The sequence below is a fragment of the Actinomadura kijaniata NBRC 14229 genome (assembly GCF_001552175.1).
Taxonomy (GTDB): Bacteria; Actinomycetota; Actinomycetes; order Streptosporangiales; family Streptosporangiaceae; genus Spirillospora; species Spirillospora kijaniata.
On sequence record NZ_BCQR01000113.1, the window covers coordinates 25,043 to 40,975 of the forward strand.

The window sequence follows — 15,933 nt, forward strand, 5'->3', positions numbered from 1 at the left end:
CCAGTGTGACCCGACGCATCCTGCTGCTGGGCGGCACCGGCGAGGCCCGCGACCTCGCCGGACGCCTGCACGCCGACCCCGCCTTCGACGTCGTCAGCTCGCTGGCGGGCCGCACCGCCGCGCCCCTGCTGCCCGAGGGCCGCACCCGCGTCGGCGGGTTCGGCGGCCCGGACGGCCTGGCCGCGTGGCTGCGCGCCGAACGGATCGACGCGGTGGTGGACGCCACCCACCCGTTCGCCGCCGTGATGACCGACTCGGCCGTGCGGGCCGCCGAACGCGCCGGCCTGCCGCTGCTGGTGCTGCGCCGCCCCGGCTGGACCGAACGGCCCGGCGACGACTGGCGGCGCGTCCCCACCCTGGCGGCCGCCGCCGCGGACCTGCCCGGCGAACGCGTCTTCCTGACCACCGGCCGCAAGGACCTGGCGCCGTTCGCCGGCGACGACCGGCGCTGGTTCCTGATCCGCTCGGTCGACCCGCCCGAGCCGCCGCTGCCGCCGCGCCACGCGACGGTGCTGGCGCGCGGCCCGTTCACCCTCGACGAGGAACGGGCGCTGCTGCGCGAGCACGCCGTCGACTGCCTGGTCACCAAGGACAGCGGCAGCCCGATGACCGAGGCCAAGCTCACCGCCGCCCGCGAGCTGGGCGTCCCGGTGGTGATGGTGGACCGCCCACCGCTCCCGCCCGGCGTCGCGCCGGTGGGAACGGTGGACCAGGCCCTGGACTGGCTGTCGCGTCACGCCGGGTAGCGGCGCGGCGTGAACACGATCCGGGAGCCGTCGCCGCGCTCGGCGACCCGGGTCTGCGAGGAGCCGATCACCAGCAGGCAGCGCATGTCCACGTCCGCCGGGTCCAGCTCGGCCAGCCGCACGACCCGCACGCTCTCCTCCGGCCCGCCCACGTCGCGCCCGATCACCACGGGCGTGTCGGGCGAACGGTGCTTGAGCAGCAGGTCGCGGGCCTCGGCGACCTGGTGCCGCCGGGTCCTGGACGCCGGGTTGTAGACCGCGATCGCCAGATCGGCCGAGGCCGCCGCCGCGAGCCGGTCGGCGATCACCTCCCACGGCTTGAGCCGGTCCGACAGCGAGATCACGCAGTAGTCGTGGCCGAGCGGCGCGCCGATCCGGGACGCGACCGCCTGCGCGGCGGTCAGCCCCGGCAGCACCCGCACCGGAACGTGCCGCCAGCGCTCCTCCGAGGCGACCTCCAGCACGGCCGTCGCCATCGCGAACACGCCCGGATCGCCCGACGACACGACGGCGACCCGCCGCCCCCGCTCGGCGAGCTCCAGGGCGTGGGCGGCGCGTTCGGCCTCCACGGTGTTGCCGGACGGGTGCCGCCGCTGGCGCGGGTTCGGCGGAACGCGGTCCAGGTACGGCCCATACCCGATCAGGTCGTCGGCGGAGGCCAGCGCGTCCTGCGCCTGCGGCGTCAGCCACTCGCGCCCGGCGGGCCCGAGCCCGACCACCACGACCTCGCCCCGCCGCTCCCCGGCCGGAACCGGCTCCGGCAGCGCCCGCCGCGTCTCCTCGTGCACCCGGCTGGGCAGGATCGCCACCGAGAAGTACGGCACGCTCTCCGGATCGACCTCCGCCAGCGGCCGCATCCGCTGCTCGTCGGTCGTCGCCCGCTCCACGTACCAGGCGTCGTCCAGCCGCCCCGCCCGATCCAGGGCCTCGCGCACGTTCCCGAACGTCCGCCCCAGCTTCAGCACGGCGGCCGAGTCGGTGGCGGCGAGCCGTTCGGCCAGCTTCTCGGGCGGCAGCGTCCCCGGCAGCACCGTCAGCACCTCGTCGCGTTCGACCAGCGGCCGCCCCAGCTCCGCCGACGCCCCGCTCACCGACGTCACCCCCGGCACGACCTCGGTCGGGTAACGCGAGGCCAGCCGCTTGTGCAGATGCATGTAGGACCCGTAGAAGAACGGGTCCCCCTCACACAGCACGACCACCGAGCGCCCGGCGTCCAGATGCTCGGCGAGCCGCTCGGCGCACCGGTCGTAGAACTCCTCCAGCGTCCCCCGGTAGTCGCCGACCCTCTCGGTGGTCACCGGGTAGATCAGCGGCTCCTCGATCTGCCCGTCCCGCAGGTGGGCCGCCGCGATCGACCGCGCGATGCTGCGCCCGTGCCGCGCCGAGTGGTACACGACCACGTCGGCGCCCTCGATCAGCCGCGCCGCCTTCAGAGTGACCAGCTCCGGATCCCCGGGCCCGAGCCCCACGCCGTACAGGTGTCCGGTCATCACTCTTCCTCACTCGCGATGGCGTTGATGGCGGCGGCGGTCATGGCGCTGCCGCCGCGCCGCCCGTGCACGACGACGTGCGGCAGGTCGGACTCGGCGAGCGCGACCTTGGACTCGGCGGCGCCGATGAAGCCGACCGGGATCCCCAGCACGCAGGCGGGCCGGGGCGCGCCCGCCGCGACCAGCTCCAGCAGCCGGAACAGCGCGGTCGGCGCGTTCCCGATCGCGACGACGGCGCCGTCCAGCCGGTCCCCCCACAGGTCGAGGGCGGCGGCGCTGCGCGTGTTGCCCAGCTTCGCGGCGAGCGCGGGCACCCGGGGGTCGTCGAGCGTGCAGATCACCTCGTTGCCGGCGGGCAGGCGCTTGCGCGTCACCCCGGCCGCGACCATCTTCGCGTCGCACAGGATCGGCCGGCCCTCCAGCAGCGCCCCGCGCGCCGCCGCGACGGCCCCCGGCGCGTAGTCCAGGTCGCCGACCAGGTCCACCATCCCGCAGGCGTGGATCATGCGGACGGCGACCCGGGCGACGTCCCCGGGCAGCCCCGCCAGATCGGCCTCGGCCCGGATGGTCGCGAACGAGCGCCGGTAGATCTCGGCGCCGTCGCGAACGTAGTCGATCACTCGCTCCTCCGTGTCGTCGCGACGGCCGCCGCCGTCGCCGTCAGGTCATGGGACCGCGCGCGAACCTCGTCGCCGAGCCGCACCTCGTACCCGCCCGGCGTCGCCACCACCGCGACGTGCCGCCCGGCCGGGCGGCCGCAGCCGCGGTCGCATCCGGTCCAGTGCACGGGCAGCCCGCTCCCGCACGCGGCGCGCGCCGCGGCGGCGTCGGCGCGCACGTCGGTCAGGGATCGGGCACAGCCGGGCCGTCCCGCGCACGAGGTGAGCCCGACCCAACGGGAGTCGTCGGCGGCGACCAGGCCATAGGAGTGTGACACGTCAGTCAAATCGGGAACGACCACGGTCCGCCACGGCGTGACGATCAGCTCGTCCGCCGCCCGCAACGCGTCGAGCTGCGCGGACTCCAGCCGTCCCAGCGGTACCAGCCCAGACAGGGCGCTACGCCCGTCCCGCTGCGCGACCACCCCGAGCGGCGGCGGCGCGGGCGTCCGCGGCAGCTCGACCGCCTCCGCCCCGCCGGGCGCCAGCCGCAGCGGGTCGTCCAGCTCGTTGACGCGCCACTCGCCGTCGCGCACCCGCAGGAACCCCCGCGCGACCTCCAGCACGGCCGCCGCCGCGTCGTCCGCGCCGACCCGCACCCCGCTGTCCCGTCCGCCCACGACCAGCGCGAACACGTCCTCCGCGACCGCGTACAGCCCCACGTCCGGACGCAGCGCGACCACGTCCCCGCGCCCGTCGTCCAGCGCGAACAGCACCCGCCCCGGCAGCTCCGCCAGCCCCGGATCGGCGCACAGCCCCGCGTCCAGCTCCGCCACCAGCGGACGCACGTCGGCCAGCCCCCGCCCGTCACGCCCGCTGAGCGCGCTGGCGACGATGTTCCGCACCCGTTCGTGCGTGAACGACGGCAGCAGCCCCGCGTCGCACAGCCGCCCGCTCAGCTCCCGTTCCGCCCCGGCGGCGAGCCCCCTGACCTGCACGTTCCCCCGGGAGGTGAGCTCCAGCCCGCCGTTGCCGAGCTCGACGGCCGCATCCGCCAGCGCCGCGAACCCTCGCCGGTCCACCCGCCCACCGGGCAGCCGGACCCGCGCCAGCCCGCCGTCGGCGGCCCGGTGGATCCGCAACAGCCCGGGACAGGAGTCAGGACCGGAACGGGAGGAAGCAGACGAAGAGGCAGACACAGCCCGGATACTAAGCGCGAACCCGCGTCCGTCCGAGCCCCCGGCCTGACACCCCGGCTTGACGGGCCGCACGGGATGGCCAAGCATGGGCACTACTGTGTGAGCAGCGACAAAGCGGAGGAAGCCGGTGTGAGTCCGGCGCGGTCCCGCCACTGTCACCGGGGAGCGGACCCCACCCAGGGCCACTGCGTCAGCGGGAAGGCCGGGGCGAGCGTCGATCCGGGAGCCAGGAGACTCCGGTTGTCGCAGTGACCCTGCGATTCGGGGCGTGGAAACCCCGGGTGAGGACTCGACCAGCGTGATCCTGCTGCTGTCCACGTCGGACACCGACCTGCTCAGCGCGCGTGCGTCCGGCGCCGCCTTCCGTCTCGCCAATCCGGCCCGCACCTCCGCCGACGACCTGCCCGCCCTGCTGGAGGGCGTGGACCTGGTCGTCGTGCGGCTGCTCGGCGGCCGCCGCGCCTGGGAGGAGGGGCTGGACGCGCTGCTGGCCGGGCCCCGCCCGGTCGTCGTGCTGAGCGGCGAGCAGCAGCCCGACGCCGAGCTGATGGAGCTGTCCACGGTCCCGGCCGGGGTGGCGGCGGAGGCGCACGCCTACCTCGCCTACGGCGGTCCCGCCAACCTCGGTGACCTGTTCGCCTTCCTTTCCGACACGGTCCTGCTCACCGGGCACGGCTTCGGCCCGCCGACCCCGACGCCCACCTGGGGCGTCCTGGAACGCGAGGCGGCCGGCGGCGACGGGCCGCTGATCGGCGTCCTGTACTACCGGGCGCACCACCTGGCCGGGAACACCGCGTTCGTCGAGGCCCTGTGCGCGGCGATCGAGAACGCCGGGGGCCGTGCCCTCCCGGTCTACTGCGCGTCCCTGCGCACCGCCGAACGGGAGCTGCTCGACAGGCTCGGCGAGGTCGACGCGCTGGTCGTCACGGTGCTGGCGGCGGGCGGCACGCGTCCGGCGTTCGCGTCGGCCGGGGGCGACGACGAGGCGTGGGACGTCGGCGCGCTGGCCGCCCTCGACGTCCCGATCCTGCAGGGCCTGTGCCTGACCGGTGGCCGCGAGGCGTGGGAGTCCAACGACGACGGCCTGTCCCCGCTGGACACCGCCACGCAGGTCGCGGTGCCGGAGTTCGACGGGCGGCTGATCACGGTGCCGTTCTCGTTCAAGGAGATCGACGAGGACGGGCTGAGCGTCTACGTCGCCGACCCCGAACGCGCCGCCCGCGTCGCCGGGATCGCCGTCCGGCACGGCGCGCTGCGCCACGTTCCCGCGCCGGAGCGCCGCGTCGCGCTGATGCTGTCGGCGTACCCGACCAAGCACGCCCGCATCGGCAACGCCGTCGGCCTCGACACCCCCGCCAGCGTGATCGCCCTGCTGGAGGCGATGCGCGAGCGCGGCTACGACGTCGGCGACGAGCTGCCCGGCGAGGGCGACGCGCTGATGCACGCGCTCATCGCGGCGGGCGGCCAGGACGCCGACTGGCTCACCGAGGAGCAGCTCACCGGCAACCCGATCCGCATCCCCGCCTCCCGGTACAAGCGGTGGTACGCCACGCTCCCCGAGGACCTGCGCGAGGACATCGAGCGTCACTGGGGCCCGCCGCCCGGCGAGCTGTTCGTGGACGACTCCAATGATCCCGAGGGTGAGATCGTCCTCGCGGCGCTGCGGTCCGGCAACGTCGTGGTGATGGTCCAGCCGCCGCGCGGCTTCGGCGAGAACCCCGTGGCGATCTACCACGACCCCGACCTGCCGCCGAGCCACCACTACCTGGCGGCGTACCGGTGGTTGCAGGACGGGTTCGGCGCGCACGCGGTCGTCCACGTCGGCAAGCACGGCAACCTGGAGTGGCTGCCCGGCAAGGCCGCCGGGATGTCGGCCTCCTGCGGGCCGGACGCCGCGCTCGGCGACCTGCCGCTGATCTACCCGTTCCTGGTCAACGACCCCGGCGAGGGCACGCAGGCCAAGCGCCGCGCCCACGCCACCCTGGTCGACCACCTGATCCCGCCGATGGCGCGCGCCGACAGCTACGGCGACATCGCCCGCCTGGAACAGCTGCTGGACGAGCACGCCAACATCGCCGCGCTCGACCCCGCCAAGCTGCCCGCGATCCGCGCCCAGATCTGGACGCTGATCCAGGCCGCCCGGCTCGACCACGACCTGGGGCTGGAGGACCGGCCGCACGACGCGGAGTTCGACGACTTCCTGCTGCACGTGGACGGCTGGCTGTGCGAGGTGAAGGACGTCCAGATCCGTGACGGGCTGCACGTCCTCGGCCGGGCCCCGGCCGGGGAGGGCCGCGCCGACCTGGTCCTCGCGTTGCTGCGCGCCCGGCAGATGTGGGGCGGCTCGGTGACGCTGCCCGGCCTGCGCGAGGCCCTCGGCCTGGACGAGGGCAGCCGCGACCGGGGCGAGGTGGACGCGTTCGAGGACAGGGCCCGCGCCCTGGTGCTGGCCATGGAGGAGCGGGGCTGGGACCCGGACGCCGCCGGCGAGGTCGCCGAGGGGAAGGTCGCGGAGATCCTGCGGTTCGCCGCCACCGAGATCGTCCCGCGGCTGGACCGGACCGTCGACGAGATCGGCATGGTGCTGCACGCGCTGGACGGCGGCTACGTCCCGGCGGGCCCGTCCGGCTCCCCGCTGCGGGGCCTGATCAACGTGCTGCCGACCGGCCGCAACTTCTACTCCGTCGATCCCAAGGCCGTGCCGTCCCGGCTGGCCTGGGAGACCGGCCGCGCGATGGCCGACTCGCTGCTGGAGCGCTACCGCGAGGACACCGGCGAGTGGCCGCAGTCGGTCGGGCTGTCGGTGTGGGGCACCTCCGCGATGCGCACCTCCGGCGACGACATCGCCGAGGTGCTGGCCCTGCTCGGCGTGCGGCCGGTCTGGGACGACGCCTCCCGCCGCGTGACCGGCCTGGAGCCGATCCCGCTGCCCGAGCTCGGCCGTCCGCGCATCGACGTGACGGTCCGCATCAGCGGGTTCTTCCGCGACGCGTTCCCGCACGCCGTGGCGATGCTCGACGACGCGGTCCGGCTGGCCGCCGCGCAGGACGAGCCCGACGCCGACAACTTCGTGCGCGCCCACGTCCGCGCCGACGAGGCGGCCCACGGCGACCGCCGCCGCGCCACCATGCGCGTGTTCGGGTCCCGGCCGGGCGCGTACGGCGCGGGCATCCTGCCGTTGATCGACAGCCGGAACTGGCGCGACGACTCGGACCTGGCCGAGGTGTACGCGGTCTGGGGCGGCTACGCCTACGGCCGCGACCTGGACGGCGTCCCGGCCCGCGCCGACATGGAGAACGCCTACCGCCGCATCAGCGTCGCCGCCAAGAACACCGACACCCGCGAGCACGACATCGCCGACTCCGACGACTACTTCCAGTACCACGGCGGCATGATCGCCACGGTCCGGGCGCTGACCGGCAGGGCGCCCGCGGCCTACATCGGCGACAGCACCCGTCCCGACGCCGTGCGCACCCGCACCCTCAACGAGGAGACCTCCCGCGTCTTCCGTGCCCGGGTGGTGAACCCGCGCTGGCTGGCCGCGATGCGCCGCCACGGCTACAAGGGCGCGTTCGAGCTGGCGGCGACGGTGGACTACCTGTTCGGCTACGACGCGACCGCCGGGGTCGTCGCGGACTGGATGTACGAGAAGCTGGCCCAGACCTACGCGCTGGACCCGGAGAACCAGAAGTTCTTCGAGGAGTCCAACCCCTGGGCCCTGCACGGCATCGCCGAACGCCTGCTGGAGGCCGCCGACCGGGGCATGTGGGAGCACCCGGAGGCCGAGACCCTGGAAGCCCTGAAGCAGCTCTATCTGCGCGTGGAGGGCGACCTGGAGTCCGACACCGACTGACGCACCGGCCCGCCCTTCTTCAAGAAAACACCAAGAATTCGCCCGACCCGCCGCCGGAAACAAAAACCGGCGGCGGGTCGTTTTCCCAGTAGGACCTCAAGGGGAGGGGGTGTATGAGCGGGGAAACCGACCTCGCGAAGTTGCTGGCCGGACTCGATCCGGAGTTGCACGCGGGTGAATACGTGTTCGTCACGTCGCCCGACCGCTCGACTCCCCCCGACGTCGAACCGCTGCTGATATTCGAGGAACCCGAGGGTCGCACGCTGGTCCTGCCGCGTGAGCGGGCCGAGGCGGCCGGTCTGGAGTTCGCGTTCCCCAGCGCGTGGATCGTGCTGCGGATCCACTCCGCCCTGGAGGCGGTCGGGATGATGGCCGCGATCTCCACGGCGCTGGCCGGGGCGGGCATCAGCTGCAACGTGGTCTCCGCCTACCACCACGACCATCTGTTCGTCCCGCGCGACCGCGCGGACGAGGCCGTCGCGATCCTCCGCGGCCTGGGGCGCGACGGCGCGCGCTGAGCGCCGCCGCAGCCGGAACGCAAAAGAGTCCCCGGCACCGTCCCGATTTCCCTTGACGCGCGAGCACCGCGTTTTCCTGAACGGAGGTGGAAGATGAACGACACCCCGGGGGACCTCCCGTCCGAAGGGACGAGGATCCCGCGCTCCTCCGCGAGCGAGGATTTCTCGGACCGCAGTTTCTGGGTCGGGTACGCCCTTCTCCTCCTCGGCATCGCCCTGCTGGGCGTGGACATCCTGCTGATCGTCAACGCCGGCGGCGCGAACGCGCCCGAGATCGTCCTGCTGGCCGTGGCCGCCCTGCTGTTCGGCGCGGGCGCGCGCTCCCTCCACAACTGGCACCGCAGCACCGACCGCGCCCGGTCCGGGCGGTCCGAGGCCGACAGCCCGACCTGACCCCCCGCGGTCACAGCAGCGGCCGGACCACGGCGCGGGCGAGCGCCTCGGCGAACCCGCGGGGCGCGGCGGCGGCCTCCGGCCCGTGACCGTAGTAGCGCAGGAACGCCTCCTGGAAGCACCCGCCGACCAGCAGCGCCGCCGCCGCGTCCGGGTCCGCCTCCGCGCGCAGGCGCCCGAGGTCCCGTTCGGCCCTCAGGTAGGCGGCGAACGCCGCGACCGCCCTTCCCGGGCCGCCGCCGTGCCGGTCCATCGCCACCCGGTGCGACTCCATGCGCCGCGGGTCCGCCAGCAGCGCGCCCAGCATCGGGATCGACCGCTGGTAGAACTCCAGGGCCGCGTGCGCGAGCGCGGCGAGGTTGTCCTCCACCTCGCCCTCCCCGGGCCGGACCGCGACCCGCGACAGTCCGGGCAGCCGTTCCTGGAGGACGGCCAGCAGGAGCCGCTCCTTGTCCGGGAAGTGCTTGTAGAGCGTCGGCTCCGACACCCCCGACGCCTGCGCGATCTCCTTGGTGGTGGCCTGTGCGACGCCCCGCGTCCGCAGGATCTCCGCCGCCGCGTCCAGGATCCGCTCCCGCGTGCTCATCCGGTGCCCTCCGCCGATTGACAGGTTAGTGAACGCTAGCCCATGATACGGGTTAGTGTTCACTAACCCCCTGGAGGAGCATCATGCGCACCACCGTGACCGGCGGCACCGAAGAACGGCGCCCCGTCCGCCCGTCCCGGCGCGCCGGCCTGCGAAGGCGGATCGTCATCGCGCTGTGCCTGCTGCTCGCCGGAACGCTCGGCGCGGCCGGGACCGCCGGGTACCTCACGTTCGTCCGCCCGCCCGCCAACCCGCCCGCCGACGCCTGCGCGGACGGTCCGCGCCCCGGCGGCCGTCCCGTCGTCGTGGCGGCGGGGGCCAGCATGACCCAGGGCACCCTGGGCGCCGACTGGGTCGGCGACCTGCGCGACCGGGCCGAACACCGGGCCTTCGAGTTCGTCAACGCCGGGAAGAACGGCGACACCAGCGCCGACCTGCTCCAGCGCCTCGACCGCGACGTCGTCGCCTGCCGCCCCGCCGCCGTCACGGTCCTGATCGGGGCCAACGACGTGCGGGACGGCGTTCCGCTCCAGCGCTACCGCGACAACCTCACCGCGATCGTCGGCCGCCTGAAGGCGCGGACCTCCGCCCGGGTCGCGCTGGTCTCCCTCCCGCCGATCGGCGAGCAGATCGGCAGCGACCTCAACCGCAAGGCCGCCGGATACAACGCCGCCCTCAGGGAGACCGCCGACCGCACCGGGGCCGACTACGTGCCGCTGAACGAGCGGATGACCGACCACCTGCGGCGGCGCGGCGGAGACGGCGCCCCCTACGGGTTCGGCTTCACCCTCGCCTTCCTCGCCGGAGCCCGGCACTACCTGCTCGGCCACAGCTGGGACGAGGTGGCCCGCGGCAACGGCCTCGAACTCCTCGTCGACCACCTGCACCTGAGCGACCGGGGCGGAGCGATGGTCGCCGACCTGATCTCGGAGTGGCTGTCGCGACGCTGAGCGACAACCCTCCCGCGCGCCCCGGCGCCCTCCGCCGCCGCGGAATTCCCGAAAACGAAAAAGGGAATTGCCGTAAGACTCTCGCGGAATGTCGTACCGGACAGGTAGAAGAAACATATGTCGCATGTGCCTCCGATGGTCCAGTCCAGCACCGTTGACGGCCCGGCCTACCTGCTCGCCTGGGAACGCCTCCCCGAGGGATCCTGGGGCGCGCGCATCGCCTGGATGGAAATCGACGGCGATTCCTGGACGGCCCGCGTCACCCGTGTCGCCGCCGACGCCATCACCAAACTCGACGGGCAGGACTACAGCCAGGTCCCCCGCCGCGACACCGCCGCCCCCGCGACCGCCTGACCCGCACCGGCCCCGTCCCTCGCCCGTCGGACGCGCCGTGCGGCGGGTGGTACCGAAGTCCCAGGTCAGGGTCCACCCAGCGGAGGACGACGGGGGCGGCCCACCGTCCTACGCTCAGGATCATGGTCGTGGGGTCGAGGGCGTTTCCGCCGTCCGCACCGCGCCGGACCGCGGTCGCGCGCCGCCGGGCCGACGCGCTCGTCACGGCGCTCACCCCAGAGCGGCGGGCCCGGGCCGCCGACGCGGCTCTGGCGCTGCTGATGCTGGCCGTCCTGCTGGACATCGTCGTCAAGCGCTGGCCGGACGGTCCGGTCCCCCTCGCCCTGCCCGCCGGGCTGCTGCTCGGCCTGGCGCAGGTCGGCGTGGTCCTCGTCCGGCGGACCCGGCCCCTGCTCACGCTCACCGTGATCGTCGCGGCCGACCTGACCGGCTGGCTGCTGCTGCCGGAGCTGCCGTTCGACCCGCTCAGCCTGGGCAGCCTCGTCGCGCTGTACGCCGTCGGCCGGTACCTGCCGTACCGGACCGGCTGGTGGAGCGGCCTGGCGGCGACCGGCGCGGGCGCCGCCGCCTACGCCGTCCACAGCCCCACCGACCTGGCGAACGTGGTGGCCGCGCTGCTGGCGCTCGTCCTCGGCCAGTACACGCGGCTGCGCGCCGAGACCGCCGAACGGCGGCGCGCCGAGCGGGCCGCCGAGGCCGTCCGCGCCGAACGCCGGCACATCGCCCGCGAGCTGCACGACGTCGTCGCCCACCACATCAGCGTGATGAGCGTGCTGGTCGGCGCGGCCCGCACCACCATGGCCGCCGACCCCGAACGGGCGGCCGAGGCGCTGGTCACCACCGAGCGCACCGCCCGCGAGGCGATGGCCGAGATGCGGCGGCTCCTGGCGGTGCTGCGCGCCGACGACGAACCCGAGCCGGACGCCCGCGCCGACCGGCTGCCCGCGCTGGTCGAACGGGCCCGCGCCGCCGGGGTCCGCGCCGACCTGCGCGTCGAGGGCCGGGCCCGTCCCCTGCCGCCGGCCGCCGACCTGGCGGTCTACCGGGCCGTGCAGGAGGCGCTGACCAACGCCCACAAGCACGCCGCCGGGGCCCGGGTGCGGGTCGTGCTGCGCTACACCGACACGGCGGTCGAGGCGGAGGTCCACGACGACGGCTCCGGCGGGCCCGCCCCCGCGCCGGCCCCCGCGGACCGGCGGGGCCACGGGCACGGGCTGCGCGGCATGGCCGAACGGGTCGCCCTGTGCGGCGGCGAGCTCACCGCCGGGCCCGCTCCCGGGGGCGGGTTCCGGGTGCGGGCCCGCCTCCCCCTTCCCCCGGACGCGCTGCCCCAGGAGGCGACATGACGATCTCGGTGCTGCTGGTGGACGACCACGCCCTCGTCCGCACCGGATTCCGGATGATCATCGGGGCGCAGCCCGACATGGAGGTGGTCGGGGAGGCCGCCGACGGCGGCGAGGCCGTGGACCGCGCCGCCGCGCTGCGCCCCGCCGTGGTGCTGATGGACATCCACCTGCCCGGCCTGAACGGGGTGGCCGCCACCGGCCGGATCGCCCGGCTGGTCCCCGAGGCGCGGGTGCTGGCGCTCAGCACGTTCGACCTGGACGAGTACGTGCTCGGCGCGCTGCGCGCCGGGGCGTCGGGGTTCCTGCCCAAGGACGTGTCCCCGGAGGAGCTGACGGCGGCGGTGCGGACCGTGCACCGCGGCGAGGCCGCCGTCGCGCCCCGCCTGCTGACCCGGCTGATCGGCACGTTCGTGCGGGCCGCGCCCACCGGACCCGGCACGCCGCCGAGGGGCCTGGACGCGCTGACCGGACGCGAACGCGAGGTGCTGGCCCTCATCGCGCGCGGGCGGTCCAACGCCGACATCGCCGCCGAGCTGGCCATCACCCCCTCCACCGTGAAGAACCACATCTCCAGCGTCTTCGCCAAGACCGGCGCGCGGGACCGCGCCCAGGCGGTGATCGCCGCCTACGAGTCCGGGCTGGTCGCCCCGGGTGTGCCCCAGGCGTAGGACCGAGGTCCTACGCCAGGTGGCGACCTGGGTACGATGCGTGACGCGTACGACCGGCCTAGCGTCGTTCCCATGCCGACGAAGACACCGTGCAGGATCCTGATGGGCGCGCCGGTCGCCGCCTCCCTCGTCCTCCTCGCCTCCCCGGCCGTTCCGGCCGCCGCCGGGACCGCCCGGCCTCCCGACGGCGTGTGGCGGACCGCCGCCTACGGCCAGGTCGCCGTGGTCGACGGCGCCCGGCTGCGGCTCTACCAGACCACCTCGATCAGCTGCCTGCCCGGCGGCGAGCTGCGGCGCGCCGGCCCGGGCGGCTCCGGCGGGGTCCGGTTCGCCTCCGACGACGGCACCGAGATGGTCCTGCGCCCCGGCCCGCGCGGCGGTCTCGTCCTCACCGTCCCCGGCTCGGTGGGCCGGGTGGACCTGCGCCGCCTGCCGTCCCTGCCGGACCGCTGCACCCGGCCCATGCCGAAGGACCCCCGCACGGTCTTCGACGTGTTCTGGACGACGTTCGCCGAGCGCTACCCCTTCTTCGCCGCCCGCGGGGTCGACTGGAACGCCCTGCGCGCCCGCCACCGGCCGCGGGTCACCGGGCACACCTCCCCCGACCGGCTGTTCACGATCCTCAGCGACATGATCCGGCCGCTGGGCGACGCGCACACCGGCGTGGCCGACCCGGCCGGCGGCCGGTCCTTCGCCGGGCGGCGCCCCGGCACCCGCCGGCACGACGACGCGTTCCGCGCCCGCGTGGACAAGGCCGTGCTGCGCAACGTCGGCGTCCCGCTGCGCACCTGGGCCAACGGCCGGGTCGGTTACGCCGACCTGCCGCGGCGGCTCGGCTACCTGCGCGTCACCGCCTTCACCGGGTACGCCGGCGAGAACTCCGTCTACGCGCGGCAGCGGGCCGAGCTGGACCGGGCGCTGGACGCCGTCCTGACCCGCGACCGCGTCCGCACCCTGCGCGGCCTGATCATCGACGTGCGGTACAACGGCGGCGGCCACGACGCGCTCGGCGTGCGCATCGCGTCCCGGCTGACCGACCGGCCCTACGTCGCCTACCGCAAGCGCGCGCCGGGGACCGCGTTCCAGACGGTGCGGGTACGGCCGTCCGACCGGCCCCGCTACACCGGCCCGGTCGCCGTCCTGACCAGCGACCTCAGCGTCAGCGCCGCCGAGACGTTCACGCTCGGCCTGACGGGGCGCTCCCCCGCGCCGCACCGCGTCGGCGCCACCACGCAGGGCGTGTTCTCCGACGTGCTGGTCCGCGCGCTGCCCAACGGCTGGATCTTCGCCCTCGGCAACGAGGACTACCGCTCCGCCGGCGGCGTCTCCCACGAGGGCCGGGGCGTGCCGCCCACCGTCCGCACCCCCGTCTTCACCGACGCCGAGCTCGCCGCCGGACGCGACTCCGCGCTCGCCCGGGCGCGCGCGCTGCTGACGCGGTGAACGGCGCGCCGCCCGCCCCACCGGGCGGGCGGCGCGCACCGTGCGGCTACGGGGTCACCGGAGGAACCCCTCGTAGTTGCGTTGCTGGAGCTGCGCCTCGATCTGCTTGACGGTGTCGAGGCCGACGCCGACGACGATCAGGATGCTCGTCCCGCCGAACGGGAACTGGTCGCCCACCCCGAGCATCGCCAGCACCACCAGCGGCACCAGCGACACCGCCCCCAGGTACAGCGCCCCGGGCGCGGTGATCCGCGACAGCACGTGGTCCAGGTACTCGGCGGTCGGCCGCCCCGGGCGGACGCCGGGCACGAACCCGCCGTACTTCTTCATGTTGTCGGCGACCTCCACCGGGTTGAAGGTGATCGCCACGTAGAAGTACGTGAAGAACACGATCAGCAGGAAGAAGCCGGCCATGTGCCAGGGGTTCTCCGGCCGCAGGTACGGCTGGACCTGCTGGAGCCACTTCACGTCCGGCCACAGCCGGGTGGCCAGGATCGGCAGGTACAGCAGCGACGACGCGAAGATCACCGGGATGATCCCGGCCTGGTTGACCTTCAGCGGGATGTAGGTCGCGGCCCCGCCGTACATGCGCCGCCCCACCATCCGCTTGGCGTACTGGACGGGGATGCGGCGCTGGCCCTGCTCGACGAACACCACGCCCGCCATGATGGCCAGGCCGACCAGCATGACCAGCACGAACACGAACGGGCCCTGGGTCTTGTAGATCCCCCAGAACTGCGCCGGGAAGACCGCCACCACCTGGGTGAAGATCAGGATGGACATGCCGTTGCCGACCCCGCGGTCGGTGACCAGCTCGCCCAGCCACATCACCACCGCGGTGCCCGCCACCAGGCAGACCACCATGGTGACGATCGCGAACGCGCCGGTGTCGTGCAGCAGGGACCCGGCGCCCGGGACGTTCTGGAACAGCTGCCCGGTGGCGGCCATCGCGACCAGCCCCGCGCCCTCCAGGGTCGCCAGCCCGACGGTGAGGTACCGCGTGTACTGCGTGATCTTCGTGGTGCCGGCCTGGCCCTCCTTCTTCAGGGCCTCCAGCCGGGGGATCACGACCGTCAGCAGCTGCAGGATGATGCTGGCGGTGATGTAGGGGATGACGCCGAGCGCGAAGATCGACAGCTTCAGCAGCGCGCCGCCGCTGAACAGGTCGAGCATCCCGTAGAGCTGGTCGCCCTTCTTCGCGGCGGCGGCCGTGTCGCGGAGCACGGCGACGTTGACGTTGGGGACCGGCACGTTCTGGCCGATCCGGAACAGCACGATGACGAACAGCGTGAACAGCAGCTTGCGCCGCAGGTCGGGCGTGCGGAACGCCCGCGTGAACGCGCTCAGCACGCGACCACCCCGCACCGGCGCGACAGCGGCCGGGCGAACGCGGCGCACGCGTTCGCCGGAACATGGCGAGAGATGACTTGCCTCCACAGGGGTACGCCGCGGCGCACCCCTACGGAGCGCCGCGGTCAGGAAAGGGGAACGTCGGGACCCGTGGAGGCGGGCGGTCCGCGTTCCCGGACGGCCGAGGGCGCGAGGCCCGGCAGCGCCGCCGCGCGGCCGTTCGCCGCGGCGGCCCGGCTGCGGCGTTCCCCGGCCGCGAACGCGTCGGCGAGCACCGCGACCGCGTGGTCGTACGCGGCGACGGCCCGGTCGGCCGGCCCGTGGTCCCAGTGCCCGTGGTGCCAGTGCGCGGCGGGGAGCCCGGCCCAGAACACCGTGGGCCGCGCGCCGGGGGCCCGCGCGGGCGTGCCCCGGCGTTCCCCGACGACGGCGCGCCCG

15 protein-coding genes and 1 riboswitch are annotated in these 15,933 nt (G+C 74.7%); of the genes, 9 read left to right on the forward strand and 6 right to left on the reverse strand.

The annotated features are described in order from the left end of the window. Nucleotides 1-5 precede the first annotated feature (5 nt). Nucleotides 6-746: a cobalt-precorrin-6A reductase gene (locus tag AKI01S_RS30950; RefSeq protein WP_245681851.1), complete on the forward strand. Its 741-nt coding sequence runs from the start codon at nucleotides 6-8 to the stop codon at nucleotides 744-746. On the opposite strand, the gene AKI01S_RS30955 is transcribed toward AKI01S_RS30950, so the two are convergent. Genes AKI01S_RS30955 through cobG form a run of 3 tightly spaced genes read right to left on the reverse strand, consistent with a single transcriptional unit; the run spans nucleotide 734 to nucleotide 4,121 of the window. Further along, nucleotides 734-2,236: a precorrin-2 C(20)-methyltransferase gene (locus AKI01S_RS30955; protein ID WP_067825662.1), complete on the reverse strand. Its 1,503-nt coding sequence runs from the start codon at nucleotides 2,234-2,236 to the stop codon at nucleotides 734-736. The two genes, AKI01S_RS30950 and AKI01S_RS30955, sit on opposite strands and share 13 nt — an antisense overlap. Further along, nucleotides 2,236-2,856 carry a precorrin-8X methylmutase gene (locus AKI01S_RS30960; protein ID WP_169814038.1) on the reverse strand — a complete coding sequence of 207 codons (621 nt, stop codon included), beginning with the start codon at nucleotides 2,854-2,856 and terminating at the stop codon, nucleotides 2,236-2,238. Before AKI01S_RS30960 ends, AKI01S_RS30955 begins: the two co-directional genes overlap by 1 nt. Further along, entirely contained in the window at nucleotides 2,853-4,121 is a 1,269-nt protein-coding gene (gene cobG / locus AKI01S_RS30965) for a precorrin-3B synthase (RefSeq protein ID WP_084000407.1), read from the reverse strand. The genes AKI01S_RS30960 and cobG overlap by 4 nt, the downstream gene beginning before the upstream one ends. Nucleotides 4,122-4,152: 31 nt before the next feature. Further along, a riboswitch (cobalamin riboswitch) is annotated at nucleotides 4,153-4,270 on the forward strand. A 32-nt stretch (nucleotides 4,271-4,302) separates the two neighbouring features. Here cobG and cobN point away from each other — a divergent pair. The 3 genes from cobN (at nucleotide 4,303) to AKI01S_RS30980 (ending at nucleotide 8,798) form a co-directional block, all read left to right on the forward strand. Further along, a complete protein-coding gene (cobN, locus tag AKI01S_RS30970) occupies nucleotides 4,303-7,887 on the forward strand; it encodes a cobaltochelatase subunit CobN (protein WP_439951693.1) in 3,585 nt (1,194 codons plus the stop codon). Between the two features lie 113 nt (nucleotides 7,888-8,000). After that, nucleotides 8,001-8,405, forward strand: coding sequence for an ACT domain-containing protein (locus tag AKI01S_RS30975; RefSeq protein WP_067825664.1), 405 nt, complete (start codon nucleotides 8,001-8,003; stop codon nucleotides 8,403-8,405). Between the two features lie 93 nt (nucleotides 8,406-8,498). Continuing rightward, nucleotides 8,499-8,798 carry a hypothetical protein gene (locus AKI01S_RS30980; RefSeq protein ID WP_067825666.1) on the forward strand — a complete coding sequence of 100 codons (300 nt, stop codon included), beginning with the start codon at nucleotides 8,499-8,501 and terminating at the stop codon, nucleotides 8,796-8,798. A 10-nt stretch (nucleotides 8,799-8,808) separates the two neighbouring features. On the opposite strand, the gene AKI01S_RS30985 is transcribed toward AKI01S_RS30980, so the two are convergent. Continuing rightward, nucleotides 8,809-9,384 carry a TetR/AcrR family transcriptional regulator gene (locus AKI01S_RS30985; protein ID WP_067825669.1) on the reverse strand — a complete coding sequence of 192 codons (576 nt, stop codon included), beginning with the start codon at nucleotides 9,382-9,384 and terminating at the stop codon, nucleotides 8,809-8,811. Between the two features lie 83 nt (nucleotides 9,385-9,467). Between AKI01S_RS30985 and AKI01S_RS30990 the strand changes: the two genes are divergently transcribed. The 5 genes from AKI01S_RS30990 (at nucleotide 9,468) to AKI01S_RS31010 (ending at nucleotide 14,145) form a co-directional block, all read left to right on the forward strand. Continuing rightward, nucleotides 9,468-10,334: an SGNH/GDSL hydrolase family protein gene (locus AKI01S_RS30990; RefSeq protein ID WP_067825671.1), complete on the forward strand. Its 867-nt coding sequence runs from the start codon at nucleotides 9,468-9,470 to the stop codon at nucleotides 10,332-10,334. 117 nt (nucleotides 10,335-10,451) lie between these two features. Continuing rightward, on the forward strand, nucleotides 10,452-10,688 hold the full coding sequence (locus AKI01S_RS30995) for a hypothetical protein (RefSeq protein ID WP_157420264.1): 237 nt from the start codon (nucleotides 10,452-10,454) through the stop codon (nucleotides 10,686-10,688). A 122-nt stretch (nucleotides 10,689-10,810) separates the two neighbouring features. Continuing rightward, a complete protein-coding gene (locus AKI01S_RS31000; RefSeq protein ID WP_084000408.1) occupies nucleotides 10,811-12,034 on the forward strand; it encodes a sensor histidine kinase in 1,224 nt (407 codons plus the stop codon). After that, complete coding sequence (locus AKI01S_RS31005) at nucleotides 12,031-12,702, forward strand: response regulator transcription factor (RefSeq protein ID WP_067825675.1); 672 nt, start codon at nucleotides 12,031-12,033, stop codon at nucleotides 12,700-12,702. The genes AKI01S_RS31000 and AKI01S_RS31005 overlap by 4 nt, the downstream gene beginning before the upstream one ends. A gap of 72 nt (nucleotides 12,703-12,774) precedes the next feature. Beyond that, nucleotides 12,775-14,145, forward strand: coding sequence for a S41 family peptidase (locus tag AKI01S_RS31010; RefSeq protein ID WP_067825677.1), 1,371 nt, complete (start codon nucleotides 12,775-12,777; stop codon nucleotides 14,143-14,145). A gap of 54 nt (nucleotides 14,146-14,199) precedes the next feature. Here the strand turns inward: AKI01S_RS31010 and secY are convergent, their stop codons facing one another. Together secY and AKI01S_RS51885 are read right to left on the reverse strand one after the other, a co-directional pair. After that, complete coding sequence (secY, locus tag AKI01S_RS31015; RefSeq protein ID WP_084000409.1) at nucleotides 14,200-15,495, reverse strand: preprotein translocase subunit SecY; 1,296 nt, start codon at nucleotides 15,493-15,495, stop codon at nucleotides 14,200-14,202. 125 nt (nucleotides 15,496-15,620) lie between these two features. Further along, nucleotides 15,621-15,933, reverse strand: a 313-nt coding sequence (locus AKI01S_RS51885) for a hypothetical protein (protein ID WP_218009883.1), incomplete at its 5' end; no start/stop codon positions are given.

Coding starts and splice junctions, on each gene's coding strand:
- AKI01S_RS30955 (WP_067825662.1), bottom strand. CDS start 2,236: ATGACCGGACACCTGTACGGCGTGGGGCTCGGGCCCGGGGATCCGGAG.
- cobG (WP_084000407.1), bottom strand. CDS start 4,121: ATGCTTGGCCATCCCGTGCGGCCCGTCAAGCCGGGGTGTCAGGCCGGG.
- AKI01S_RS30975 (WP_067825664.1), top strand. CDS start 8,001: ATGAGCGGGGAAACCGACCTCGCGAAGTTGCTGGCCGGACTCGATCCG.
- AKI01S_RS30980 (WP_067825666.1), top strand. CDS start 8,499: ATGAACGACACCCCGGGGGACCTCCCGTCCGAAGGGACGAGGATCCCG.
- AKI01S_RS30985 (WP_067825669.1), bottom strand. CDS start 9,384: ATGAGCACGCGGGAGCGGATCCTGGACGCGGCGGCGGAGATCCTGCGG.
- AKI01S_RS30990 (WP_067825671.1), top strand. CDS start 9,468: ATGCGCACCACCGTGACCGGCGGCACCGAAGAACGGCGCCCCGTCCGC.
- AKI01S_RS30995 (WP_157420264.1), top strand. CDS start 10,452: ATGTCGCATGTGCCTCCGATGGTCCAGTCCAGCACCGTTGACGGCCCG.
- AKI01S_RS31000 (WP_084000408.1), top strand. CDS start 10,811: ATGGTCGTGGGGTCGAGGGCGTTTCCGCCGTCCGCACCGCGCCGGACC.
- AKI01S_RS31005 (WP_067825675.1), top strand. CDS start 12,031: ATGACGATCTCGGTGCTGCTGGTGGACGACCACGCCCTCGTCCGCACC.
- AKI01S_RS31010 (WP_067825677.1), top strand. CDS start 12,775: ATGCCGACGAAGACACCGTGCAGGATCCTGATGGGCGCGCCGGTCGCC.